This is a genomic window from Pseudobutyrivibrio sp. C4, from assembly GCF_900111635.1.
In the GTDB taxonomy this organism is placed as follows: Bacteria; Bacillota; Clostridia; order Lachnospirales; family Lachnospiraceae; genus Pseudobutyrivibrio; species Pseudobutyrivibrio ruminis.
In genome coordinates this window covers 489,729-515,394 of sequence record NZ_FOHF01000001.1, presented here as the reverse complement: position 1 = coordinate 515,394, position 25,666 = coordinate 489,729, and the positions used below count along the sequence as shown (strand labels likewise).

The 25,666-nt window shown below is 39.5% G+C and carries 25 protein-coding genes; all 25 read left to right on the top strand.

The features are described 5' to 3' along the window. Positions 1-2 precede the first annotated feature (2 nt). Entirely contained in the window at positions 3-1,211 is a 1,209-nt protein-coding gene (gene cheB / locus BMY66_RS02495) for a chemotaxis-specific protein-glutamate methyltransferase CheB (RefSeq protein ID WP_090394026.1), read from the top strand. A 1-nt stretch (position 1,212) separates the two neighbouring features. Beyond that, positions 1,213-3,312 (top strand): chemotaxis protein CheA, encoded by a 2,100-nt coding sequence (locus BMY66_RS02490; RefSeq protein WP_090394025.1) that lies wholly within the window; start codon positions 1,213-1,215, stop codon positions 3,310-3,312. Between the two features lie 14 nt (positions 3,313-3,326). After that, entirely contained in the window at positions 3,327-3,794 is a 468-nt protein-coding gene (locus tag BMY66_RS02485; protein ID WP_044934166.1) for a chemotaxis protein CheW, read from the top strand. 12 nt (positions 3,795-3,806) lie between these two features. Continuing rightward, positions 3,807-4,421 carry a chemotaxis protein CheC gene (locus BMY66_RS02480; RefSeq protein ID WP_090394024.1) on the top strand — a complete coding sequence of 205 codons (615 nt, stop codon included), beginning with the start codon at positions 3,807-3,809 and terminating at the stop codon, positions 4,419-4,421. Between the two features lie 13 nt (positions 4,422-4,434). After that, positions 4,435-4,923 (top strand): chemotaxis protein CheD, encoded by a 489-nt coding sequence (locus BMY66_RS02475; RefSeq protein ID WP_074790400.1) that lies wholly within the window; start codon positions 4,435-4,437, stop codon positions 4,921-4,923. Positions 4,924-4,951: 28 nt separating this feature from the next. Beyond that, entirely contained in the window at positions 4,952-5,254 is a 303-nt protein-coding gene (locus tag BMY66_RS02470) for a hypothetical protein (protein WP_090394023.1), read from the top strand. Positions 5,255-5,289: 35 nt separating this feature from the next. Further along, positions 5,290-6,054 (top strand): FliA/WhiG family RNA polymerase sigma factor, encoded by a 765-nt coding sequence (locus BMY66_RS02465; protein ID WP_033153997.1) that lies wholly within the window; start codon positions 5,290-5,292, stop codon positions 6,052-6,054. Between the two features lie 44 nt (positions 6,055-6,098). Continuing rightward, positions 6,099-6,425, top strand: coding sequence for a hypothetical protein (locus BMY66_RS02460; RefSeq protein WP_044934180.1), 327 nt, complete (start codon positions 6,099-6,101; stop codon positions 6,423-6,425). Between the two features lie 76 nt (positions 6,426-6,501). Then, positions 6,502-7,164, top strand: a complete 663-nt coding sequence (locus BMY66_RS02455) for a DUF6115 domain-containing protein (RefSeq protein WP_143064493.1) — start codon at positions 6,502-6,504, stop codon at positions 7,162-7,164. Then, positions 7,164-7,718 carry an endolytic transglycosylase MltG gene (locus tag BMY66_RS02450; protein WP_090394022.1) on the top strand — a complete coding sequence of 185 codons (555 nt, stop codon included), beginning with the start codon at positions 7,164-7,166 and terminating at the stop codon, positions 7,716-7,718. The genes BMY66_RS02455 and BMY66_RS02450 overlap by 1 nt, the downstream gene beginning before the upstream one ends. Positions 7,719-7,876: 158 nt before the next feature. Then, positions 7,877-8,608 carry a 30S ribosomal protein S2 gene (rpsB, locus tag BMY66_RS02445; RefSeq protein ID WP_033154000.1) on the top strand — a complete coding sequence of 244 codons (732 nt, stop codon included), beginning with the start codon at positions 7,877-7,879 and terminating at the stop codon, positions 8,606-8,608. Positions 8,609-8,610: 2 nt separating this feature from the next. Beyond that, positions 8,611-9,534 (top strand): translation elongation factor Ts, encoded by a 924-nt coding sequence (gene tsf / locus BMY66_RS02440; RefSeq protein WP_044934186.1) that lies wholly within the window; start codon positions 8,611-8,613, stop codon positions 9,532-9,534. Between the two features lie 120 nt (positions 9,535-9,654). Then, the gene (locus BMY66_RS02435) at positions 9,655-10,569 is read left to right on the top strand and encodes a polysaccharide deacetylase family protein (protein WP_242942668.1); all 915 of its coding nucleotides are present in this window, start codon (positions 9,655-9,657) and stop codon (positions 10,567-10,569) included. 20 nt (positions 10,570-10,589) lie between these two features. Continuing rightward, positions 10,590-11,366, top strand: coding sequence for a polymer-forming cytoskeletal protein (locus BMY66_RS02430; protein WP_044934191.1), 777 nt, complete (start codon positions 10,590-10,592; stop codon positions 11,364-11,366). A 20-nt stretch (positions 11,367-11,386) separates the two neighbouring features. Next, positions 11,387-12,091 carry a UMP kinase gene (pyrH, locus tag BMY66_RS02425; protein ID WP_090394021.1) on the top strand — a complete coding sequence of 235 codons (705 nt, stop codon included), beginning with the start codon at positions 11,387-11,389 and terminating at the stop codon, positions 12,089-12,091. Beyond that, positions 12,091-12,645, top strand: a complete 555-nt coding sequence (gene frr, locus BMY66_RS02420; protein ID WP_044934197.1) for a ribosome recycling factor — start codon at positions 12,091-12,093, stop codon at positions 12,643-12,645. Before pyrH ends, frr begins: the two co-directional genes overlap by 1 nt. Before the next feature lie 64 nt (positions 12,646-12,709). Continuing rightward, entirely contained in the window at positions 12,710-13,408 is a 699-nt protein-coding gene (locus BMY66_RS02415; RefSeq protein WP_090394020.1) for an isoprenyl transferase, read from the top strand. Between the two features lie 12 nt (positions 13,409-13,420). After that, positions 13,421-14,224, top strand: a complete 804-nt coding sequence (locus BMY66_RS02410; RefSeq protein ID WP_044934204.1) for a phosphatidate cytidylyltransferase — start codon at positions 13,421-13,423, stop codon at positions 14,222-14,224. Between the two features lie 12 nt (positions 14,225-14,236). Next, positions 14,237-15,385, top strand: a complete 1,149-nt coding sequence (locus BMY66_RS02405; RefSeq protein ID WP_044934206.1) for a 1-deoxy-D-xylulose-5-phosphate reductoisomerase — start codon at positions 14,237-14,239, stop codon at positions 15,383-15,385. A gap of 3 nt (positions 15,386-15,388) precedes the next feature. Beyond that, positions 15,389-16,423, top strand: coding sequence for an RIP metalloprotease RseP (rseP, locus tag BMY66_RS02400; RefSeq protein ID WP_090394019.1), 1,035 nt, complete (start codon positions 15,389-15,391; stop codon positions 16,421-16,423). 10 nt (positions 16,424-16,433) lie between these two features. Next, on the top strand, positions 16,434-17,486 hold the full coding sequence (gene ispG / locus BMY66_RS02395) for a flavodoxin-dependent (E)-4-hydroxy-3-methylbut-2-enyl-diphosphate synthase (RefSeq protein WP_074790422.1): 1,053 nt from the start codon (positions 16,434-16,436) through the stop codon (positions 17,484-17,486). Between the two features lie 4 nt (positions 17,487-17,490). Beyond that, the gene (locus BMY66_RS02390; protein ID WP_090394018.1) at positions 17,491-21,936 is read left to right on the top strand and encodes a PolC-type DNA polymerase III; all 4,446 of its coding nucleotides are present in this window, start codon (positions 17,491-17,493) and stop codon (positions 21,934-21,936) included. 19 nt (positions 21,937-21,955) lie between these two features. Then, positions 21,956-22,969, top strand: coding sequence for a DUF5050 domain-containing protein (locus BMY66_RS02385; protein WP_090394017.1), 1,014 nt, complete (start codon positions 21,956-21,958; stop codon positions 22,967-22,969). Between the two features lie 15 nt (positions 22,970-22,984). Next, entirely contained in the window at positions 22,985-24,121 is a 1,137-nt protein-coding gene (gene pheA, locus BMY66_RS02380) for a prephenate dehydratase (protein ID WP_090394016.1), read from the top strand. Between the two features lie 18 nt (positions 24,122-24,139). After that, complete coding sequence (locus BMY66_RS02375; protein WP_090394015.1) at positions 24,140-25,654, top strand: Ppx/GppA phosphatase family protein; 1,515 nt, start codon at positions 24,140-24,142, stop codon at positions 25,652-25,654. Positions 25,655-25,666 lie beyond the last annotated feature (12 nt).

The following is a 25,666-nucleotide window of genomic DNA, read 5'->3' as shown; positions in this document are numbered from 1 at the left end:
GAATGTATAAGATTTTAGTTGTTGATGACTCTGCACTCATGAGAAGGATTATCTGTGATATTATAAACGCGGATAATGATTTTCGTGTAATCGACGTTAGTGCAGACGGCGAGGACGCTTACAACAAAATAAAGAACAATTCTTACGATTTGGTTGTGTTGGATATGGTATTGCCAAAGCTTCCGGGTGTTGCACTCCTTGAGAGGCTCTACAATGAAAAAGTAGCATGCAATGCTGTACTTATCAGCTCATCCTTGAAAGAGGATGCTGACAGCACGATGAAAGCTATGGAATATGGTGCTTTAGATTTTGTAGTTAAGCCTATTCGTTCTAGTGGTGAAACAAGAGAAATCTTTGGCAAACAATTAGTAGACTCTCTACATAATGTTATTAAATCTAGAGCTTTCAGACCATCAGCTTCAAAGACCGGGTTTGCATCAGCTACCCAGGCAGTTGGAGAATCAAGAAGGAATACTGTTGAAAGGCTTGCAGGAGTTCGTAGTAGACTAGCAGAGGCAAAAGGAGTTGGTAGTGCGCAAACCAATCCACCAGAGCCTAAAGCTCAGCCTATAGCAAAGCCATTAGTATCTAATGATAGACCAACAGTACCAAAGGGCACCGGAGTTAGAACCAAAAAGATTATAGCTTTGGCTTGCTCAACAGGAGGTCCACAGGCGCTACATACTTTTGTGCCAATGCTTCCTGCAAACCTATCTGTACCGCTTGTTCTGGTTCAGCATATGCCAGAAGGCTTTACAGCTTCACTAGCTGCGAGACTTGACCAAATCTCCGGCATCAAAGTGAAAGAAGCGGAAGATGGAGAATTCTTTAAACCAGGTGTTGTTTATATCACTCCTGGAGGTAAGCACATGAAAATCTGCGAAGACGGAAGTCACGCAGCCTATTGTCAGCTTGATGACAGTCCACCTGTAAATAGCTTGAAGCCATGTGCAGATGTAATGTATCAGTCATTGGCAAAATCAAGCTTTGATGAGATTATTTGTGTTGTGCTTACAGGTATGGGCGCAGATGGTTCAGAGGGTATTAGATATTTGAACCAGTACAAAAAGACTTACGTTATTTCGCAAGAAGCTTCCACATGTGTTGTGTATGGAATGCCGAAGGCGGTGGAACAGGGCGGATTATCAAATGAAGTTGTTCCACTTAAATCAGTAGCAAATTCAATAGTAAAGAAACTTGGAGGTTTGTAAGATGGATGTAAGTCAGTATTTAGATATCTTTATCGACGAGACAAGTGGTCATATTCAGAGCCTTTCCGACAATATTATGGAGTTGGAAAAGGAGCCAGATAACAAGGATGTTGTTAATGAAATCTTCCGTGCAGCTCACTCTTTAAAGGGTATGGCTGGTACAATGGGATTCAAGAGAATGCAGCATCTTACCCACGATATGGAAAACGTTTTCCAGGAAGTAAGAAACGATAATGTAAAGGTTAATTCTTCACTTATCGATATTCTTTTCAAGTGCTTGGATGCTATCGAAGCATACTTGGATACTGTTAAAGCGACATCTAATGAGGGTACAGAAGAAAATGAAGCCCTTATTAAGCTTTTAAATGATTACCTTACACAGGCTGAAGGTGGTGAAGCACCAGCAGATGCAGCTCCTGCAGAATCAGCAGAGCCAGCAGCTGAAGCATCATCAGACGCAGCAGATGGCCCATTATTCAAGCAAATTAAGCTTGATCCTGAGGCTATTGAAAAGTTAAAGGGCGAAAAGCAGTTATATGGATTCACAATCCATATCAACAAAGAATGTTTGCTTAAGGCAGCTAGAGCTTTCCTTGTATTCAAAGCAGTTGAAGACTTTGGTACAATTATGGCCTTTGATCCTAGCTCTTCAGATATTGAAGATGAGAAATTCGAATTTGATTTCTCATTTATCTTATCTACAGAAGCAGAATTAGATCCAATTCTCGAGGCAGTTAAGGCTGTTTCTGAAATTGAATCTGTAGAGGCAGAAAAAGTAACACCTGAAATGTACGAAAAGAAGGAAGAGGAAGCAGCACCAGCAGAAGCAGCTCCAGCAGAGGCGGCAGCACCTGCAGCACCAGCTGCACCTGCACCAGCACCAGCTGCTAAGCCAGCAGCACCTGCAGCTAAGGCAGGTGGCAAGAATCAGCCTGCTAACAAGCCAGTTACTTCTCGTACAATTCGTGTAGATATTGAAAAGCTTGACGCTTTGATGAACCAGGTATCCGAGCTTATTATTGCAAAGAACTCACTTGCTTCTCAAAGCAATGCATCTGGCGAGATTGATGGCCAGACATTACATGAAAATATCGAATACCTCGAGAGAATTACAACAAACCTTCACGAGTCAGTTATGAAGGTTCGAATGGTTCCAATCGAATCAGTAGTTGCTAAATTCCCTCGTATGATTCGTGACCTTGATAGAAAGCTCAATAAGCCAATGGAGCTTGTTATGACTGGTGAGGACACAGAGCTTGATAGAACTGTAGTTGATCAGCTTGGTGATCCACTTCAGCATTTACTTCGTAACTCTGCTGACCATGGTATTGAGTCACCAGAGGATAGACGCGCAGCTGGCAAGCCAGAAAAAGGAACAATTTTCCTTAACGCTTTCCAGGAGGGCAACAACGTTATCATCGAAGTTGGTGATGATGGTGGCGGAATTAACACAGATAAGGTTCGTGATAAAGCTGTTGAACGTGGATTAGTTACACCAGAAGAAGCAGAGAACCTTTCACAGAAAGAGATTATCGACTTCCTGTTTATGCCTTCATTCTCTATGGCAAAGCAGATTACAGATATCTCTGGTCGAGGCGTTGGTCTTGACGTTGTTAAGAGTAATATCGAAGCACTTGGCGGTGATGTAACTGTTAAATCAGTTATGGGTGAGGGATCTACATTTACAGTTAGACTTCCACTTACACTTGCTATTATTCAGGCTCTTATGGTTGAAATCAGAGATGAAAAATATGCAATCGCACTTGCTTCAATTATGAACATTGAAAATATACCTAAGTCTGAAATCAAGTACGTTGAATCTAAGGAGGTTATCCACCTTAGAGGACAGGTTATTCCTCTTATTCACTTGGATAATATTCTTGATTTGGAGCCAAAGGAAAGCGACGAAGATACAATGACAGTTGTTATTTGTAAGAAAGGTGATACTCTTGGTGGTATTATCGTTGACAACCTTATTGGCCAGTTAGAAATCGTTATTAAGTCACTTGGTAAGCTTGACAACAACAAACTCATCAGCGGTGCTACAATCCTTGGTGATGGTGAAATCGCTATGATTCTTGATGTCAATGCAGTTATTTAATAGGAGGTGAGACCATGTCAGATTTAGCTATGTATGATGTAGTTGAAAAAGAAAAAAAGCAATACATTGTAGTAAAAATAGGCGGCGAGCATTATGGTATCGACATTTCCTATATTGATAACATTGTTCGTATGAGTAAAATCACAAGAGTTCCAAAGGCTCCTTCTTACTACAGAGGAGTTATCAATCTTCGAGGCGAAGTTGTTCCAGTTATGAGTCTCCGTAGAAGAATGAATCTTGATGATGATGAGTTTACTGATGCATCTAGAATTATTATCCTTAAGCTTGATGGCGGCGGATTAATGGGTGTTATCGTAGACGAGGTTAAGGAAGTTCTTTCATTATCAGAGGATGATATTGAGGCTCCATCATCTACACTTAAGAGCAAGAACTCATTCATTAACGGTGTAGGAAAGAATGGAGATGAGCTTATTTCTATTTTCGAAATTAGCTCAATTATTGGGGAGAACGATGCTTCTTAAAGGGAGGTAAGTATGCTCACATTAGATGAGGTTAATTCAAAATATTTTGACGTTCTCAAGGAAATAGGTAATATTGGCGCTGGCAATGCAACAACTGCCATCGCCAATATGCTTGGCCTAAGAATCGATATGAGCGTTCCAGAGGTGGCTTTTTTGCCAGTTGAGGATTTAGGCACAGCGATTGGAGCAGAGGACGAGATTATAGTAGGCATTATGCTTGGTGTTGAACAGGACATCGATGGTTCCATGATGTTCCTTATGGATATGGCATCAGCTCATCATATTGTTAATAAGCTTATGATGAGAGATGATAGCTATGCTGAACCATTCGACGAGATGGATTTATCAGCTATTAAGGAAATCGGAAACATTATTGCAGGATCTTATTTGTCTGCACTTTCAGGACTTACAAATCTTACAATAGTTCCTTCAGTACCATTTGTAGCAGTTGATATGGCAGCGGCTATTCTTTCTGTGCCTGCAGTACAATTTGGTATATTCGGAGATAATGCACTGATGATCAATACAGAATTCTCTGATGATTTGGGAATCAAGGGGCATTTTATTTTGATGCCAGAAGAAGATTCTTATGCGAAAATATTAACGGCACTTGGTGTACCAATCTAAGGAGAGTGAGAGTATGGGGCAGATGATTAAAGTCGGCATGGCCGATCTAAAAATATGTAAAGCTCCGGATGCACTGACTACAATTGGTCTCGGTTCGTGTATTGGAATTGCATTATATGATCCATCTACAAAGATTACTGGCTTGGCACATATAATGTTGCCTGATAGCACAGCTATTCGCAACAATTCAAATATTGCGAAGTTTGCAGATACAGGCATACAGAAGCTTTATGATGATATGCTTAAAGCTGGGGCAAACAAAATGAAGCTAGTAGCAAAAATAGCAGGGGGCGCTAAGATGTTTGAAATGCCTGGCGCGTCCGCTGCTGGCATTAATGTCGGGGAGAGAAATGCAGAGGCTTCAAAAGCGAAGCTAAAGGAGCTTGGAGTTAGGCTTGTTGCAGAAGACTGTGGCTTGAATTATGGTCGTACAGTTGAGATTTATAGCGAAACTGGAGAGTACTATATAAAAGCAGTTGGCAAAGAGCTTAAGATTATTTAAAATATATAATAAGTGGTTGGAGGAACAAATGAATACTAAGCCTATTCCTATAATAATTACGCTAGCAGCAGCGCTTATATCTTGTGTTGTTTCAATTGTACAAAGGACTGGCTTTTCAGTTTTCCTCAGCCGTCTAGTTATTGTAGTTGCCGTTTTTTTAGTAATGGGAACTATCATTAAAATGGTGCTTGATTATTCCTTCCGTACATTAGAACCACCAGCTTCCATTGATGATCAATTGGACGGCGTAGTTCCGGATGCAGGGGATATTGAGCAAACAGAAGAAATCGACACCACAGAGGACAACTCGTTAGAATCAGAGGAAGGCTAAATATTTCTGATTAAACGTTACTAAAGGGGGCATAAATGAAGGCAGCTGACAAGGAAAAGCTTTGGGACAAATATAAGGTTAGCCCATCCCCAGAGCTTAGAGAGCAGTTAATACTTGAATATGCATCGCTTGTTAAAATTGTTGCAGGACGTCTTTGTATGTACTTGGGTAACACCGTTGAATACGAGGATTTATGCAGCTATGGTATCTTTGGCCTCATTGATGCGATTGATAAGTTTGACTTAGCAAAGGATGTTAAATTCGAAACATATGCAAGTCTTCGTATCAGAGGATCCATTTTAGATCAGATTCGTAAAATGGATTGGATTCCACGTACAATCAGACAGCGTCAGCGTATGATTGATGATGCAATCAAGACAATTGAAGCTCGCACTGGACACAGTGCTTCGGACGAGGAAGTCGCAGCAGAATTAAATATATCTTCTGATGAATTTTTGAAATGGCAATCACAGCTTAATGTTACTAATGTTGTTTCATTGAATGAATTTGTTGAAGCTGGAAATGAACCAGTTATGGAAGCAGAACACAATTCTCATTTCATTCAGCCAGAAGACAACATTTCTAAGCAGGAGCTTACTCAAAAGTTACAAGAGGCATTAGATAAACTTACAGAAAAAGAAAAACAAGTCATTCTTTTGTATTACTACGAAGATATGACTTTAAAAGAAATAAGTGCAGCTCTTGAGGTTTCAGAATCAAGAGTATCACAACTCCATACCAAGGCCCTTCAAAAGATGAGAGGATCACTTGGAGAATACATGGGGATACTAATAAAATAGTGTTGGCAGTTTAATTGTGTGGTATTCCATAGGGAGGGAATGTTATGTCAATTAGTCCTATTAATTTTAACGGAATGATCCAAAACACCAACGAGATTAGCCATACAAAGGCTACTGAGGATCAAAAGCCAATGCTTCAGCAGGAAGTTTTGACGCAGACCGTCGAAAAGAAGCAGGAGCAGCAAGCCAAACAGGTCAATGATCTTTACAACGCAAAGCGTACTGAAGACAAATATGACCGTGAAGGCAATGGCAAAGGTTATGAAGGAAATAAAAAACGTAAACCCTCTAAGATTAAACAAGAAGAAAAGCTAGAAGGTGATGGAAAGGTATCTGAGAAGCCTACACCTTCATTTGATATGAGAGTTTAATAGGGGGACTGAAATGACCGTTCTTGAAATTACACTCCTAATCATAGGCTTAGCCTTTTGTATTGGGAGTTTTTTTGTGTCTGAAAAGTTATCAAGCAAAGACAAAGAAAATCTTCAAAAGCTTACAAAAGAGCAAATAGAAGAAATTATAAAAGACAAAATGGCTGATGCAAAGGTAGAAATGGAAGATAAGCTTTCTGCTACAATTGATGAGGCCATTGAAGAAATGGATCGAAAAACAGATAAAGAAACAAACGAGAAGATTATGCAAATCTCTCAGTATTCAGATACAGTTTTGGAATCTGTTGACAAGTCCCATAAAGAAGTTACATTCATGTATTCAATGCTTAATGAAAAGCAGCAGGATACAGTTGATATGACTAAAAAGCTTTCAGATTTAGAAGATACACTTGTTGCTTTGGATTCATCTATTGCTAAGAAGCTTGATTTACTTCGCGATAGAGAAATCGAAATATCCGAAGAAAAGCAAAAGCTAGAGCAGGCCAAAATCGAATTTGAGGCTCAATCCACTGAAAGCAAGGCAGCTGAGCCAGTATCATTTACTGAGGCTCTAGCTGAAAAATTTGCAGATGAAACAGTTCGACCAAAGCAAAATGATAATCTTGAAATCCTAACACTTCACGATGAAGGTCTTAGCGAAGTTGAGATAGCTAAGAAGCTTGGTAGAGGTTTAGGCGAAGTTAAATTTGTTCTCGGATTATATCAGGAGGGCAAATAATGAGACTTAAATATTACATGAGAGGTATAGGCATAGGTGTTATTTTTGCAACACTTGTGCTTTCCATTAGTTTTTATTTCGGTAGAACTGATTTTTCTTCAAAGGAAATGACTGATGAAGAAATAATTGAAAAAGCAACAGAGCTTGGAATGGTTATGCCGGAAGACGAGGCATCTGAAGAGGAGACTCAGGATGAAACATCTGAAGAAGATGCAGCCGCTTCTGAGGAACAACCAACAGAAGAAGTAGCGCCTGAAGAGACAGAAGAGACTGATGCTGAAAATGAACCTGTTGTAGAAAGCTCTGAGTCTACAGTTAAATACATTCCGTTTACAGTAAACAGCGGAGAGTCATCAGATACAGTTGCAGCTAATCTTTATAAGGCAGGTTTAGTTGATTCTGCATCGGAATTCAACGACTACATGAATACGCTAGGGGTTGATAACAGAATTCAGTCCGGCACATTCTATGTAAGAGCAGATAGTACATACGATGATATTATTGTTTTACTTGTTAACAAAGATCATAGAACAACAACACCACCCACTGAGTAACACCTAATAATAGGTGTTGCATGGTGGGTTTTTTTATGGTAAACTTTTAGAGCTGTTGAAAATACACGCATAAGGACTGACATTGGTTCCCAACCTACAGTAGGCGGGGTGGTTGTCAGGAGGAATTATGCGGAAGAAACAAACCAGGAGGTATTAAAATGAGTGTTATTTCAATGAAGCAGTTACTCGAGGCAGGTGTTCACTTTGGACATCAGACACGTAGATGGAACCCTAAGATGGCTCCATACATCTACACAGAGCGTAATGGTATCCACATTATCGACCTTCAGAAGTCTGTAGGTATGGTAGACGATGCTTATGATGTTATCTTCGACATCGCACAGCAGGGTGGTACAATCCTTTTCGTAGGTACAAAGAAGCAGGCTCAGGATGCTATCGCTACAGAGGCAGAGCGTTGCGGTATGTTCTATGTAAACGAGAGATGGCTCGGTGGTATGCTTACAAACTTTAAGACAGTTCAGACAAGAATCGCTCGTCTTAAGGAAATCGAGAAGATGGAAGCAGACGGAACATTTGACCTTCTTCCAAAGAAGGAAGTTACTCAGCTCAAGAAGGAGCAGGAGAAGCTTACAAAGGTTCTTGGCGGTATCAAGGAAATGAACCGTATTCCAGATGCTATTTTTGTTATTGATCCTAAGAAGGAGCACATTTGTATTCAGGAAGCACACGCACTTGGTATTCCACTTGTAGGTGTTTGTGATACTAACTGTGATCCAGATGAGCTTGATTACGTTATCCCAGGTAACGATGATGCTATCCGTGCAGTTAAGCTTATCGTTGCTAAGATGGCAGACGCTGTTATCGAAGCAAAGCAGGGTGAAATGAATGAGGTTGCTGAGGAGTCAGCAGAAGCAGAAGAGGAGGCATAATTATGGCAGCTATTACAGCAGCAATGGTAAAAGACCTTCGCGAGCAGTCTGGCGCAGGTATGATGGATTGTAAGAAAGCACTCGCTGAGTGTGATGGTGATATGGATGCAGCTTTCGAGCTCCTTCGTAAGAACGGTGCTGCAAAGGCTGAAAAGAAAGCATCTCGTATCGCTGCAGAGGGTATTTGCAAAGTTGTAGTTGAAGGCAATACAGCTGTTGTTCTTGAGGTTAACTCAGAGACAGATTTCGTTGCTAAGAACGAGAAGTTCCAGGCATATGTTGAGAAGGTTGCAAACCAGATCCTTAAGTCTGATGTTACTACAATCGATGAGTTACTTGCTCAGCCATGGGCAGAGGATTCATCAAAGACAGTTAACGACGTACACGTTGAGATGGTAGCTACAATCGGCGAAAAGCTTTCACTTCGTCGTTTCGAGAAGGTAGTATCTGACGGATTCGTTGTTTCTTACACACACGGTGGTGGACGTATCGGCGTTATCGTTGATATGGCTGGCGCTGAGAGTGATGCAGCTAAGGAAGCAGCTACAAATCTTGCTATGCAGATTGCAGCTCTTAATCCTAAGTATGTTAGCCGTGATGAAGTATCAGCTGATTATATTGCTCACGAGAAGGAAATCCTTCTTGCTCAGATTATGAACGATCCTAAGGAGTCACAGAAGCCTGAGAAGGTTATCAATGGCATGATCGAAGGTCGTGTATCTAAGGAGCTTAAGGAAATCTGCTTACTTGATCAGGTTTATGTTAAGGCTGAAGATGGAAAGCAGACAGTTGCTAAGTACTTAGAGCAGGTTTCTAAGGAGACAGGTTCTGAGCTCAACGTCAAGAGATTCGTTCGTTTTGAGACAGGCGAAGGTCTTGAGAAGAAGGTTGAGGATTTCGCAGCAGAGGTTGCAGCTCAGCTTTAATTTCAAATTTGTTTTCTTTAAAGAGTCCACATTTAGTGGGCTCTTTATTTTTTACCCCCTTTATATTGAGAAATCGTTGTGATAAAATAAAAGAGAAATTTTTATGGGGAGGATTTTGTTTTGGAGAGTTCATTTGAGGGGCTTGAGAGACAAAGGGCAAAGCGCAGACGCGTTGCCAGAATGAAAAAATTTATTGTCACTACTGTTTTAGTTTTTATGCTACTTACAATTTCTGTAATGAGCTTCCTTTTGTTTGAGGTTTTCTCTTTACAGAGGCAGTTGGATAGCCTTGCTAAGCAGGTTTATGTTACTACTGATGTAGAGAATGAAGATGAAATGGTGGATGACAGTATATTGGATGATGTCTACCAAGTTGATAACGTTGATAATATTGCTGAAGAGGGTGATATACCTATGGTATATCTCACATTCGATGATGGCCCTAGCAGCAACACAGATGAAATATTAGATATTTTAGACGATTATAATGTAAAGGCTACATTCTTTGTTTGTGGCAAGGATTTAGAGCTTTACGGTGAACAATACAAACGCATCGTGGACGAAGGTCATACTATTGGTATGCACTCATATAGCCATAATTTTGGCGAGATATATGCGTCTGAGGATGCTTTTGCACAAGATTATAACAAAATTCATAATTTAATATTAGAAACTACTGGTGTTGACACTAAATATTATCGTTTCCCAGGAGGAAGCAGTAATAAGGTCAGCACTACAAGCATGTCTACATTCATTAATTACTTAAATAATCAGGGCGTTGTATACTACGATTGGAATGTTGCTTCGGGAGATGCTACATCTTCTGCGTTTACAACAGAACAGCTTATTGATAATGTAATGAAGGATGTGGTAAAATACAAAACGTCTGTAGTATTGTTGCATGACGCTTCAAATAAAAATGCGACAGTTGAGGCTTTACCTGGATTGATTGAATCTTTACAAGAGCAGGGGGCCATGATTTTACCAATCACAGATGAAACAACCGTTATACAGCACGTAAACGTTGTACAATAAAATGTTATGGAGGAATTGTAATGGGCTTTTTTAAGGATTTCAAAGAGGATTTTAATGACGCTTTAGACGAAATGGCTGGCGCAGAAGAGACATCTACAGAAGAAGTTATGGTTAATACCTTAGATGGCGATATTGACGTTGAGTCTGAGCTTAACAAGCTTGATGGTCTTTTAGAGCAGGTCACTAAAAAGGTTGAAACACCAGCTGAAAAGCAGGCAGAGGCTCCTGTTACTACAGAGCCAGTAGAGGAGAAAAAGTCTTTCTTCTCAGAGACAAAGAAAGAAACTAAGATGGAGGCACCAAGAACAATGGATGTTATGGGAAATGCTGCTGATACTAACAGAGCAGTTGCAGATGAGAATGCAGTTATTACAGCAGGAATGAAAGTTACAGGTAATGTAGAATCAATCGGTTCTATAGAAGTACAGGGAGAAATTGTAGGAGATGTTGCATGTAATGGCAAGCTTGTTGTTACAGGTAAGGTTAATGGTAACTCATCATCTTCAGAATTCTTCGCTGACGCTGCAAAGATCGAAGGCGAAGTAGTTACAACAGGTACAGCAAAGGTTGGCGTTGGTTCAGTTATCATCGGTAACATTACAGCTACATCAGCAGTTATTGCAGGTGCTGTAAAGGGCGATATCGATGTTAATGGTCCAGTAGTTGTTGATACATCAGCTGTTGTTATGGGTAACATTAAGTCTCGTTCAGTACAGATTAACAATGGTGCTGTTATCGAAGGCTTCTGCTCACAGAGCTACTCAGATGTTGATGTAAACAGCGTATTCGCAATCTAATAGATAAAGGATTATTACAAATGAAGAGAGTATTACTTAAGCTTAGTGGAGAAGCACTTTCAGGCGATAAGGGGTTTGGTTTTGACGAAGCTACATGTATGATGGTAGCAAAGCAGGTTAAGAAGCTTGTAGATGATGGTGTTCAGGTTGGTGTCGTTATCGGCGGCGGCAATTTCTGGAGAGGCCGTTCATCAGAGAATATTGATCGTACAAAGGCAGACCAGATTGGAATGCTTGCTACAGTTATGAACTGTATCTATGTATCTGAAATCTTCAGAGCAGCAGGCATGCGTACAGCAGTACTTACACCTTTTGAGTGTGGCAATTGCTCAAAGCTTTATTCTAAGGATAGAGCAAACAAGTATTTCGAAAGAGGAATGGTTGTATTCTTTGCAGGTGGTACAGGTCATCCATATTTTTCAACAGATACAGCTACAGTACTTCGTGCAGTAGAAATCGAAGCAGATGTTATTCTTCTTGCTAAGTCGATTGATGGTGTATATGACAGTGACCCAGCTAAGAATCCTGATGCAAAGCGTTACGACAAGGTTAGCATCCAGGAAGTTATCGATAAAAAGCTTCAGGTTGTTGATATGACTGCTTCTGTTATCGCAATGGAGCAGCAGATGCCAATGTACGTATTCTCTCTTAATGAAGAGGATTCTATAGTAAAAGCAATTTCAGGCAAATTTAATGGCACAGTTGTGTGTGTTAAGGAGGATTAATGGATAATATACTTTCAACTTACGAGGAGAAAATGACAAAGAGCTACAACAATCTCGAAAGCGAGTTTACAACTATTCGAGCAGGTAGAGCTAATCCACATATTCTTGACAAGATTACTGTTGATTATTATGGAGCACCAACTCCACTTCAGCAGGTTGCAAATATCTCTGTTCCTGAGCCAAGACTTATTCAGATTCAGCCTTGGGAGCCATCATTGGTAAAGGAGATTGAAAAGGCAATTAATATGTCTGATATTGGTATCAATCCTACAAACGATGGTAAGCTTATTCGTTTGGTTTTCCCAGAGCTTACAGAAGAGCGTCGTAAGGAAATTGCCAAAGATGTTAAAAAGCATGGCGAAGATGCAAAGGTTGCTATTCGCAACATCCGTAGAGATGCTATCGATCAGTTAAAGAAGCATTCAAAGGATGAAGGCGTTTCTGAGGATGAGATAAAGGACCTTGAGGATAAGTGCCAAAAGATGACTGATAAGTTCATCGCTGAGGTAGATAAAGCTGTTGAGGCTAAGACAAAAGAGATTATGACAGTTTAAACTAGTCTATTTATGGGGCACAGTTATTGTGCCCTTTTTCATTATATTTTATTTTGGAGGTGCTATGAACGTACCAGAGCATATAGCTATAATACTTGATGGAAATGGCAGATGGGCCAAATCAAAAGGAATGCCTCGTACATACGGACACACTGTAGGGGCAAAAAATGTCGAAACCATTTGTAGAGCGGCACACGATTTAGGAGTAAAATATGTTACTATGTACGCTTTTTCTACTGAAAACTGGTCTAGACCTGACGATGAAGTTAAAGCTCTTATGAAGCTTTTAGGGGAATATATAAAGACTTGTATGAAGACTGCCAAAAAGGATAACTTACGGGTTAGATTTATTGGTGATTTGACAAAACTGGATGACAAACTTAGAGCAGCTATAGCTGAGCTTACAGAGTATTCATCACAGTTTACAGGTCTTACACTTACTATTGCTATAAATTATGGTAGTAGAGACGAAATGACTAGAGCAATTCGAAAGGTTGCCGAGGATGTTAAAGCTGGCAATATCAATTCAGAAGATATTACAGAGGATGTTTTTTCAAGCTACTTAGATACTAAGGATATCCCTGATCCAGATTTTATGATTAGAACATCTGGCGAGCAGCGTCTTTCAAACTATCTATTATGGCAATTAGCATATTCCGAGTTCTACTTTACACCTGTTCCATGGCCAGAGTTCACACCAGAGGAGCTTAAAAAGGCAGTAGAGGAATATGATAAGAGAAACCGTAGATTTGGTGGTATATAGGAAGGATTATATATGTTTATTACTAGATTAATTAGTGGAATTATTCTTGTAGCTCTTGCACTTTTATTTATTTGCACAGGTGGAGATGTTCTTTTAGCAGTAATGCTAGTTTTGTCTCTCATCGGCATGTTCGAGCTATACAGAATCTTTAAAGTTGAAAAGAGTCTACCTGGAATACTAGGGTATCTCGCTTGTATTACATACTATTTAGATTTAAGATTTCAATTTTGCCAGGATGTTATGGTAATTGTCCTTGCATTTTTGATTTTGCTTTTAGCTGTATTCGTGTTTAGCTATCCAAAGTTCCATAGTCATCAGATTATGGCAGCATTCTTTGGCTTATTCTACGTAGGAGTGATGCTTTCATTCCTCTACCAGACACGAATGCTTACAAATGGCCAGTTTATTGTATGGCTTATTTTCCTTTGTTCTTGGGGATGCGATACATCTGCATACTGTGTTGGCGTATTGTTTGGAAAGCACAAGATGTCTCCAATTCTTTCTCCTAAGAAATCTATCGAAGGAGCAGTTGGTGGAGTAGTTGGTGCAATGTTATTTACAGCGATTTACTGCTACGTTATTTCAGCAGTATTCAAGATGGATGACTTTGCAATCCTTCCACTTGTAATTATTTCAGGAGTTGGCGCTTTAATTTCCATGGTAGGTGATTTAGCTGCTTCAGCCATTAAGCGCAATTTCGAAATAAAAGATTATGGAAAATTGATTCCAGGACATGGTGGAGTGCTGGATAGATTTGATAGCGTAATTATCACAGCACCTATTATTTTCTTCTTAGCTTATTATTTTTACGTATAAAGAGGTAGTAAAATGTCACAGAAGTTAGCTTTACTTGGTTCAACTGGTTCTATTGGAACCCAGACATTGGACATAGTTTCACAAAATCCAGAGGATTTGCAGGTAGTTGCAATGTCCTGTGGAAAGAATCTAGATTTGTTTGAAAAGCAAATCAGAAAGTATCATCCTACACTTGTTTCTGTGGGAACAGAGGAGCTTGCAAAGGATTTAAAGACAAGACTTTCTGATATGGATATAGATATTCATTTTGGAATGGAAGGACTTATTGCTGTTGCCACTTGTGAAGAGGCTGACACTGTAGTTACTGCCGTAGTTGGAATGATTGGAGTTCAGCCTACTATTGCGGCTATCAATGCCAAAAAGACAATTGCTTTAGCAAACAAAGAGACACTTGTTACTGCAGGTCATATCATTATGCCTCTTGCAAAGGAAAAGGGTGTTTCTATTCTTCCAGTTGATAGCGAACACAGTGCTATTTTCCAATCATTAAATGGAGAAAGACACAATAAAATTTCAAAGATTCTTCTTACTGCTTCAGGCGGTCCTTTTAGAGGAAAGACTCTTGAGCAGTTAGAGAATGTTAGGGTAGAAGATGCATTGAAGCATCCAAACTGGTCTATGGGCGCAAAAATCACTATCGATTCTGCCACAATGATCAACAAAGGTTTGGAAGTTATGGAAGCTAAGTGGCTATTCGATGTAAATCTTAGCCAGGTTGAGGTTGTGGTGCATCCACAGAGCGTGCTTCATTCTGCTGTTGAATTTATGGATGGAGCGGTAATTGGCCAGATGGGCACACCAGATATGAGATTGCCAATCCTTTATGCTCTATTTTATCCAAACCGTAAGACTCTTTACGCAGAGCCTTTAGATTTATTCAAAGTAGGTTCACTTACATTTGAAAAGCCGGATATGGAAACTTTCTATGGCCTTTCTTTGGCTTATGATGCAATGGATGCAGGTGGAAATGTTCCTACTGTCTTCAATGCTGCCAATGAAAGAGCAGTTGCAAAGTTTTTAAATAATAAAATCAAGTTTTTGGAGATACCAGAAATCGTATCAGAAGCAATGATTAATGTAGATTTCATTGAGAATCCTACAATCGAACAGGTTCTTGAAACTGAAAAGATGACTTACGATTTCATTGAGAGCAGGTGGTAAAAAATGAAGATTATTCTAGCTATACTAATTTTTAGTTTCATTATTATTTTTCATGAGCTAGGACATTTTCTTTTTGCAAAGAAGTGCGGGGTTAAGGTTAATGAATTCACTTTGGGTCTTGGCCCAACTCTGATTTCTTGGGGAAAAGGCGAAACAAAATATTGTTTAAAGCTTCTTCCATTTGGTGGTTCTTGCGTTATGGAAGGAGAGGATGAAGAAAGCGATAGTGATAGAGCGTTCAATAAAAAATCCCTATGGGAGAGATTCCAAATCGTTTTCGCTGGTCCTTTATTTAACTTTATTTTAGCTTATATACTTTCTGTTGTTTACATAGCAGCTTTAGGTGTAAATGACGCTACCATATCTGATGTTATGGAAGGCTATGCAGCTGAAGAAGCAGGCATGGAGGCTGGAGATACAATCATTAGTATTAATGGCTATAATGTTCATTTTTACAATGAAATAAGCATCTACACATTCCTTCATGCTGATGCGGATAGTTACGATATTGTTTATTCACGTGATGGTGAAAAATATGAGACTGAGATAGTGCCAACATACTCTGAAGAAACCGGCAGAAAAATGATTGGCATTATCAAGAACGCGGAATACAAAAAGGTATCACCAATTGGTGTTTTAAAATACGCAGCTTACGAAATCAAATATCAGATTTACGTTACATTATCTAGCTTAAAGATGTTATTTACGGGTCAGATTTCTGTAAATGAAGTATCAGGTCCTGTGGGAGTTGTTACTACCATTTCTGATGTTTATGATCAATCAATAAGCAGTGGTTTGTTTTACGTATTTATCAATCTATTATCAATCGCAATTCTTCTTACTGCCAACCTTGGCGTTATGAACCTATTGCCATTCCCAGCACTTGACGGTGGAAGAATTCTTTTGTTTATTATCGAAGGAATTAGAGGCAAGAAGATGAAGCCAGAGATTGAAAACGGTATCAATCTGGTGGGATTTGCATTGTTAATGGTTTTAATGGTTGTTGTTATGTACAACGATATTCTTAAGCTTATGTAGAGGTAATATTATGAAGACTACTGAAGTTAAAATTGGAAATAGAGTTATAGGTGGAGGAAATCCAATTCTTATCCAGTCTATGACAAACACAAAAACACAGGATGTAGAGGCAACAGTTGCACAGATTCTTCAGCTCGAAAAGGCTGGCTGTGATATTATTCGTTGCGCTGTACCTGACATGGAAGCGGCAAAGGCTCTTGGCAAAATCAAAGAGCAGATTCACATCCCTCTTGTTGCGGATATTCACTTTGATTACAGACTTGCTATTGCTGCAATTGAAAATGGAGCTGACAAGATTCGTATTAATCCTGGAAACATTGGAAGCGAAGATCGTATTAAGGCTGTTGTTGATGCTGCGAAAGCAAAGAATATTCCTATTCGAGTAGGAGTTAATTCAGGATCTCTCGAAAAGAATCTTGTTGAAAAATATGGCGGTGTTACAGCTGAAGGCCTTGTAGAATCGGCCCTTGATAAGGTGGCTATTATTGAACGCCTTGGATATGACAATCTTGTAATCAGTATCAAATCATCTGATGTTATGATGTGTGTTAAGGCTCACGAATTGATTGCAGACAAGACAACACATCCACTTCATGTTGGCATTACAGAAGCAGGCACAATCAAAGCCGGAAATATCAAAAGCGCATGTGGCTTATCAATGATTCTTTCACAGGGGATTGGCGATACTATCCGTGTTTCGCTTACAGGTGACCCTATCGAAGAAATTAAGACAGCAAAGCTTATTCTTCGTACACTTGGTCTTAGAAAGGGCGGAATCGAAGTTGTATCATGCCCAACATGTGGACGTACACAGATAGATTTAATTGGACTTGCAAATAAAGTAGAGAATCTTGTTGAAGAGTTCTCAGATTTAGATATAAAAGTAGCTGTTATGGGCTGCGTAGTTAATGGACCAGGAGAGGCTAAGGAAGCTGATTTAGGTGTTGCTGGCGGCATTGGAGAAGGCCTTCTTATAAAGCATGGCGAAGTCGTTCGCAAGATGCCTGAGAGTGAGCTTCTTGATGCATTACGTGAGGAGCTTACAAACTGGCCACGGAGATAATGATATGGATCAAATGAGTTTTTATGAAGTTTTCCCTAATATGGATGCGGGGAATGATTTGGATACAGCCCTTAGTGACGCCACTGTCACTAAGGTAAGTACCGGTCGTTCGAAGGATGATATTCGTATATACGTTACTTTCAATACCCTTATTCCTAAGCGCCGTATCTGGCATTTGGAAAAATCTATTAAAAAACAATTCTTCCCTAATAATGGTGTTACAATTCGAATCCTTGAAGAATTCGATTTATCAAGTCAGTACACACCTGAAAATCTTTTAAATTCATATAATGATAGTATTTTAGAGGAGCTAGAGGATAGAAGTGCTCTTCTTTTTAACATATATAAAAAAGCAGATTTAGACTTTACTGAAGACGGCCATCTTAAAGTAACTATCGAAGATACCATAATTGCCCGCGAGAAAGAGCATGAGCTGTTTGATATTCTTCATTCCATTCTTTGTCGCAGATGTCATCAGAATATTGTTATTGATTTCGATTATAAAGAGCCTGTTAAAAGCAAGTATCTTGAGAACGCAATTCTCGAAATCGAAAATAAAATCGCTGCAATCAATGCGCAGAGCGTTAGTCATGAGTCATCTGACGGCGATAATTCTGGTTCTGATAATTCTGACAAGAAAAAGGATGCTGATAACAAGAAGCCACAGGAAGCTGAGACGAAGGTTATCAAGCCTCTTACTAAATCTGACGACCCAGATTGCATCTACGGCAATGAAATCTTCGATAATGCAACTCCAATGGAGGACATTAACGGAGAGCTTCTTGGACCAATTATTATCCGTGGACAGCTTACAGCTCTTGAGTTTAGAGAGACAAAGAAGGGCGGATATTTTGGAACTGGTGCTATGACCGACTTTACCGACTCTATCTCTATCAAGCTTTTCTTCAGTGATGCAGATCAGGGACGTGAACTTGAAAAAGCTCTCAAGGTTGGAGAGTTCTATAAGATCGCAGGTAAGCTTGATGAAGATATTTATTCAAAGGAGCTTACTGTAGGTCGTATTAATTCTATCAATAGAATTCGAGATTTCAGAGTAACCAGACAGGATACTGCAGTAGATAAGCGTGTTGAGCTCCACTGCCATACAAAGATGTCGGATTTCGATGGTGTATCCGAAATCACCACAATTATTAGTAGGGCAAAGGAGTGGGGACACAAGGCGCTTGCTATTACAGACCATGGTGTTGTTCAGGCATTCTGTGATGCGGATCATATGAAGGGCCTTGGAGATTTCAAGGTTATCTACGGATGCGAAATTTATCTTGTAGATGATACAAAGCTTATTGTTACCAACGATAAGGGCCAGACTTTACGAGATGAGTTTGTCGTTTTTGATATAGAGACTACAGGTTTCAATCCTAAGACATGCAAGATAATTGAAATTGGTGCTGTTAAGTTTGTAAATGGAGAAATTGTTGATAGATTTTCTGAGTTCGTAAACCCACAGGTGCCAATCCCATTCAACATAACAGAGCTCACTTCGATTAAGGACGAAATGGTAGAGGATGCCCCTACAATCGATGTGATCCTTCCAAAGTTTATGGAGTTCTGTAAAGGTTCTGTTTTAGTTGCACACAACGCTGGATTTGATACCAGCTTCATTAGATACAACTGTAAGCAACTGGGACTTGAATATGACTACACCCATGTAGACACAGTTGAGGTTGCAAGATACTTACATCCAAATATGGCTAGGTTCAACCTTGATGCTGTATGTAAGGCAGAAAATATTGTAAACGAGCATCATCATAGAGCAGTTGATGACGCAGAGGCTACAGCAAAGGTATTTGAAAAGTTCATTACAAAGCTTGAAAATGAAAAGATTTTCACTTTATCAGAGCTTAATGATCATAGTAAACCAGGCCCAGAGCAGATTAAGAAAATGCGTGCCAACCACTGTATTGTTCTTGCAAAGAACGATTTAGGCCGTATTAATCTTTATAGATTGGTTTCAGAATCACACCTTTATTACTTCAGCAGATATCCTAGAGTTCCAAAGAGCTTGCTGATGGAGTGCAGAGAGGGACTGATTATTGGTTCTGCCTGCGAGGCAGGAGAATTATATGATGCCATTGTAGATGGCAGAGATGAATCAGAGATTATGCGTATAGCTAATTTCTACGATTATCTTGAGATACAGCCTGTTGGCAACAACGAATTCATGATTCGTTCTGATAAACGTAAATACGAAAATATCAATTCTGTTAAGGATTTGCAGGAGATTAATAAGCAGATTGTTGCATTAGGAGACGAGCTTAAAAAGCCTGTTGTTGCTACCTGTGATGTGCATTTCCTTGATCCTGAGGACGAAGTATATCGTCGTATTATCATGGCCAACAAGGGCTTTGATGATGCGGACCAGCAGGCACCTCTATATCTTCATACTACAGATGAGATGCTTGAGGAATTTGCTTACCTGGGACTGGCTAAGGCACATGAAGTAGTTGTAGAAAATACTAATATGATTGCTGATATGGTGGAGCGTATTCACCCGGTTCGTCCTGATAAATGTCCACCTGTAATCGAGCATTCAGAGGAAGATTTGCGTCGTATTTGCGAAACAAGAGCACATGAGGTGTATGGACCTGTGCTTCCTGAAATAGTATCAGCCAGACTTGAGAGAGAGCTTAACTCTATCATCGGTAATGGATACTCCGTTATGTACATTATTGCCCAGAAGCTTGTTTGGAAGTCGAACGAGGATGGATATCTGGTAGGTTCACGTGGTTCCGTAGGTTCATCCTTTGCAGCAACAATGGCTGGTATTACAGAGGTTAACCCACTTCCTCCACATTACAGATGTCCAGAATGTTTCTATGTAGATTTTGACGGTCCAGAAGTAAAGGAAACAATCGATAAAGGTCTTTCAGGTGTCGATATGCCGGACAAGATTTGCCCTAATTGTGGCAAGCCTTTGGCAAAGGATGGATTTGATATTCCTTTCGAAACCTTCCTTGGATTCAAGGGAGATAAGGAGCCTGATATCGATCTTAACTTCTCCAACGAATATCAGTCAAAGGCCCACAAATACACTGAAGTTATTTTCGGTGATGGTCAGACATTCAAGGCCGGAACTGTGTCTACACTTGCTGATAAGAACGCCGTTGGTTATGTATTAAAGTACTTTGATAAGCGAGATATTAGAAAGCGACGTGCTGAAAACGAGCGTATTGCAAAAGGTGTTGAAGGTGTTAAGTCTACTACTGGTCAGCATCCAGGTGGTGTAGTAGTTCTTCCTAATGGAGAGGATATTTATTCCTTCACACCAGTTCAGCATCCAGCTAATAAAGATACAGATATTGTTACAACACACTTTGATTACCATAAAATCGATGCCAACCTGCTGAAGCTTGATATCTTAGGACATTTGGATCCTACCATGATCAAGCGACTGGAGGATTTGACCGGAATTGATGCCACAAAGATTCCTCTTGATGACAAGGATGTTATGTCTTTGTTCCAAAGCACTAAGGCTCTTGGTATTACACCAGATGACATTATGGGAACACCACTGGGAACTCTTGGAATTCCAGAGTTCGGTACTGATTTCGCTATGCAGATGCTTGTTGAGGCAAAGCCTCAGTATTTCACTGACTTAGTTCGAATCGCCGGACTGGCCCATGGTACTGACGTATGGCTAGGAAATGCTCAGGACCTTATCCTAAATGGTGTTGCCACTATCACTGAGGCTATTTGTACTCGTGATGATATCATGGTTTATCTGATTCATATGGGCCTTGACCCTGCTGAATCATTTACAATTATGGAGCGAGTTCGTAAGGGTATCGTTGCTAAAGGTAAATGCGATGAGTGGCCTACATACAAACAACACATGCAAGAGCATGGCGTTCCAGATTGGTACATCGGTTCCTGTGAAAAAATTAAATACATGTTCCCTAAAGCCCATGCTGCCGCATACGTTATGATGGCTTGGCGTGTTGCTTACTGTAAAATAAATTATCCTTTAGCATACTATGCAGCATTCTTCTCAATCAGAGCCGGTGGTTTTGATTATGAAAAGTGTTGTCAGGGTAAGGCTAGATGTGAGCAGGAGATTAAGTACTACAAATCTCAGCCAGATTTATCAGCTACCGATAAGGATATTTTGATTGCGCTTAGATTGTGTCAGGAGATGTATGCCCGTGGATTTGAATTTTTACCTATGGACCTATACCAATCTGACTCAAGATACTTTAAAATAGTAGATGGGAAGCTTCTTCCACCATTCAATGTTATTTCCGGAATGGGTGATAAGGCTGCTGAGCAGTTACAGATTGCTGCCAGCCAAGGAAAGTTCTTATCACAAGACGAGATTCGCGATAGAGGAAAGGTATCACAGACTATTCTTGATAAAATGGTTGAGCTTGGAATCGTAAAAGATCTTCCAAAATCAAATCAGCTTTCACTATCAGACTTTTTTAATTTTTAATTTTGGGGAGGGCAGTTGAATGAAGGTATTAAAAAGAATCATAGCAATAGTTGTTGCTATTGGTATTGTGGCTGGTCTTGGTTTTTATAAGTACATAAATACTGTGACCTATTATAATGAACCAGGCACAAATGGAAACACTATTGGCAATCTATACGGAAATGGATTGTTCTGTGAATCAGATGGAGTAGTTTATTTTTCTAATCCAAATGATAAGGGCAGAATTTATAAAATGAATCCAGATGAATCTGATATAGAAATTGTCGCAACTGATAGCGTTTATTTTATTAATGCCGATTCACATTACCTTTATTACAGTCGTAATCACAACGATAACGCAGATTTCGTGCTTGATGTAAACACAGAAAGCTTGTGTAGAATGACAAAGAAGAATAAAAAGGTCATTATTCTTGATCAGGCAAACTGTAATGCGGCTGCTCTCGCTGGAAATAGAGTTGTTTATTTTCACTATGATTCCGAAGATGCCACATCTCTTTACATGGTAGGTATCGACGGTGAAGAAAGAGTCCAGCTTTCAAAAGCTCCAATTGATCCACGATGCATGGTAGGCGAAAAGCTTTATTATTCAGGTGTGGAGCGTGATCACAATCTCCATAGTATGAATCTTGACACAAAAGATTCTACCTATGTTTCATCAGAGAATTTGTGGCTTCCAATCATCGATGGTAACACTTTGTACTACATGAATCTGGATGAAAACAATCGAGTTTTCAGAAGTACTCTTTCTGGCGACAACAAAACAGGTATAACCACATACGGTACATCTGGATACAATATCTCTGGCAATTACCTGTACTATCAATCCATCAAGGGCAATCCTGATGGTATGTACAGAGTGGATTTGACTACAGGTGCCGAGGTTCTTCTTGCTGAAGGTGAATTTAACAACATCAATGTAACTAGCAAATATGTATATTTTGCTGATTACTATTCAGGTACAACGTTCCATGTGGCAAATGGTAGCACAGAAGTTGGGCTATTCAATCCACCAATTTTAGCATTAGACAAGTAACAGAATAGGAGTAACATGAGAGACTTAGGAGACATCAGGGTAGAAATCGATCAGGTAGACAAGGAGATTCTCAATCTTTTCAACAAGAGAATGGAGCTTGCCTGCCAGGTAGCTGAGTACAAAATTGCTACAGGTAAAAAGGTTTACGACAAAGAGCGTGAGGATGCAAAACTTGAAAAGCTTTCATCCTATGTTGATGATGATTTTAGCGAGCAGGCTGTCAAAGAGCTATACACACAGATAATGTCCATCAGCCGCAAAAAGCAATTTGCTATTTTGCAAGAGCGAGGAGTATCTTTTGACACAGGCTTTACTCAGGTAGATAAATTCGATTTTTCTGATGCAATCGTTTGCTTTCAGGGAGTTCAAGGGGCTTATTCCCAGCTGGCAATGCTGGCGTTTTTTGACGACGAAATGAAAGATAGCTTTCATGTTGATTTATGGCGCGATGCCATGGAGGCAATCAGCACAGGCAAGGCTGACTATGCTGTTCTTCCAATAGAAAACAGCCTGGCTGGTTCTATTGAGGAGAACTTTGATTTACTTTCTGAATACAATGTTGCCATTATTGGCGAGCAGATTCTCAAGGTTGATCATGCTTTGCTTGGTGTTAAGGGTGCCACAATAAATGATATTAAAACAGTATATTCTCATCCTAAGGCGATAGCCCAGTGTGAAAACTACATTCGTAAATATCACATTGATTGGGATGTTAAAAACCTACGAAATACAGCTATGAGTGCTCAGAAAATCCAGGATGATGGCGACAAGACTCAGGCTGCTATTGGTAGCAAATATAATGCAGTTTTGTATAATCTTGATATTCTAGAAGAATCTATTCAGGATGATAAAAATAATGAGACCCGTTTTATCATTGTTTCAAAGGATAAAAAATATAAAAAATCTGCAGATAAAATTAGTCTTTGCTTAGAGATTTCTCACGAACCAGGAAGTCTTTACAGGATTCTTTCAAACCTCATTTTCAATGGTATCAATATGAACCGAATCGAATCTAGACCAATTAAAGGTGTTAATTGGCAGTACAGATTCTTTATCGACATAGATGGCAATCTTAACGATGAGGCAGTTAGAAATGCACTTACTGGTCTAAAAGAGGAATGCGTAAGCATTAGAGTTTTAGGAAACTATTAATTTCGTATTGGGGGGAACATGAAATTATTTGCAAGCATTTACATTGGCTCTTATGAGACTACAATGAAAGTTTTTGAAGTTAGTAAGCAGAAGGGGATTAAGACTGTGGACACTCTTAAAATCCCTTCTGATATTATCAGAGATGTGCTTGAGCATGGCCGTATCTTACCTCAGACTACGGACAAGCTTTGTCATGTTTTAAATGATATGCGTCGCACTATGGAAGGCTACAAAGTGGACAGCTTTTCTGTAGTGGCAGGTCCTAATATTAGACAGGCTGAAAACGCTATCATCTTTCTTGAACAAATAAAAATGCATACCGGATTTACGGTAAATGTTCTTTCTAATTCTGAGCAGAGATTCTTAGGATACGAAGCAGTTGCATCCACAGAGGGCTTCGAAGAGCTCATTAACGAATCCGCTGTTCTTGTTGATGTGGGCGGTGTCTCACTTCAAATCACTCTTTTCTCAAAAGGGAAAATCGTTACAACTCAACATTTGTCTATGGGTACAGTTTCAATAAGTGAGAACCTTAGGAAACTAGGCACTATATCAAACAATTCTTTTGAGCAAACCTACGAGATGATGTACAAGGAATTGGAAGTTTTCAAGACTATGTTCTTGAGGGACATGGTTCCAAAGTACATGATTCTTTTAGGTGTGCAGGTTAGTACCATTGCTGAGAGAATATCCAATTTTTCCTCAAAACAGATTAAAACAAAGGACTACCTTGAATTCCTAAACAAGATTAATAAAAACTATATTAAAGCATTCGAGCTTAAGCATGATGTTTATCTGGATAACGAAAATCTTATCGAGCCAATGGTAATGCTTTATAAAGTATTGGCTGAAACACTGGCTCCTGAAATCGTGTATGCTCCGGGAGTGTCTGTAAGTGAGGGCGTTGCATATAATTATAGCTATTCTAAAAAATGGCTTACATCATCCCACGATTTTGATAATGATATTATTTCAGCAGCTTGGGCTATTGCCAAACGATATGATAGCTATCAGCCACATTTAAAGGCTTTGTTCAAGCTTTCCAGTGAAATATTTGATGCTATGAAAAAGTATCACGGGCTAGGCAAAAGACAGAGAGTTCTTATGCAATGTATAGCTATTCTTCATGACTGTGGAAAATACATTTCACTATCAGAAGCATCAAGCTGCTCATATACCATTATTATGTCTTCTGAAATACTTGGACTTAGTCACAAGGAGAGGGAGATAATTGCCACTACTGTTGAGTTTAACAGAAAGCCTGTTGAACCATATGAGAACCTTTCGGACAAGTTCACCCAGGAAGAGTATGTAACCATTTTGAAGTTGCTTGCAATTTTAAAGGTTGCCAATGCTCTTGATAGATCGCATAAGCAGAAGATTAAAAATGTTTCAATGAGAGTAAAAGATAGAGAGCTTGTTATTACTATAGAGGCTAACAGCTCACTTGCCCTTGAAAAGGGATTATTCAAAAAGAATGCAGATTATTTCGAGGAAATCTTTTCTATAAAACCAGTTCTTAGAGAAAACTAGATTTTTAGGAGG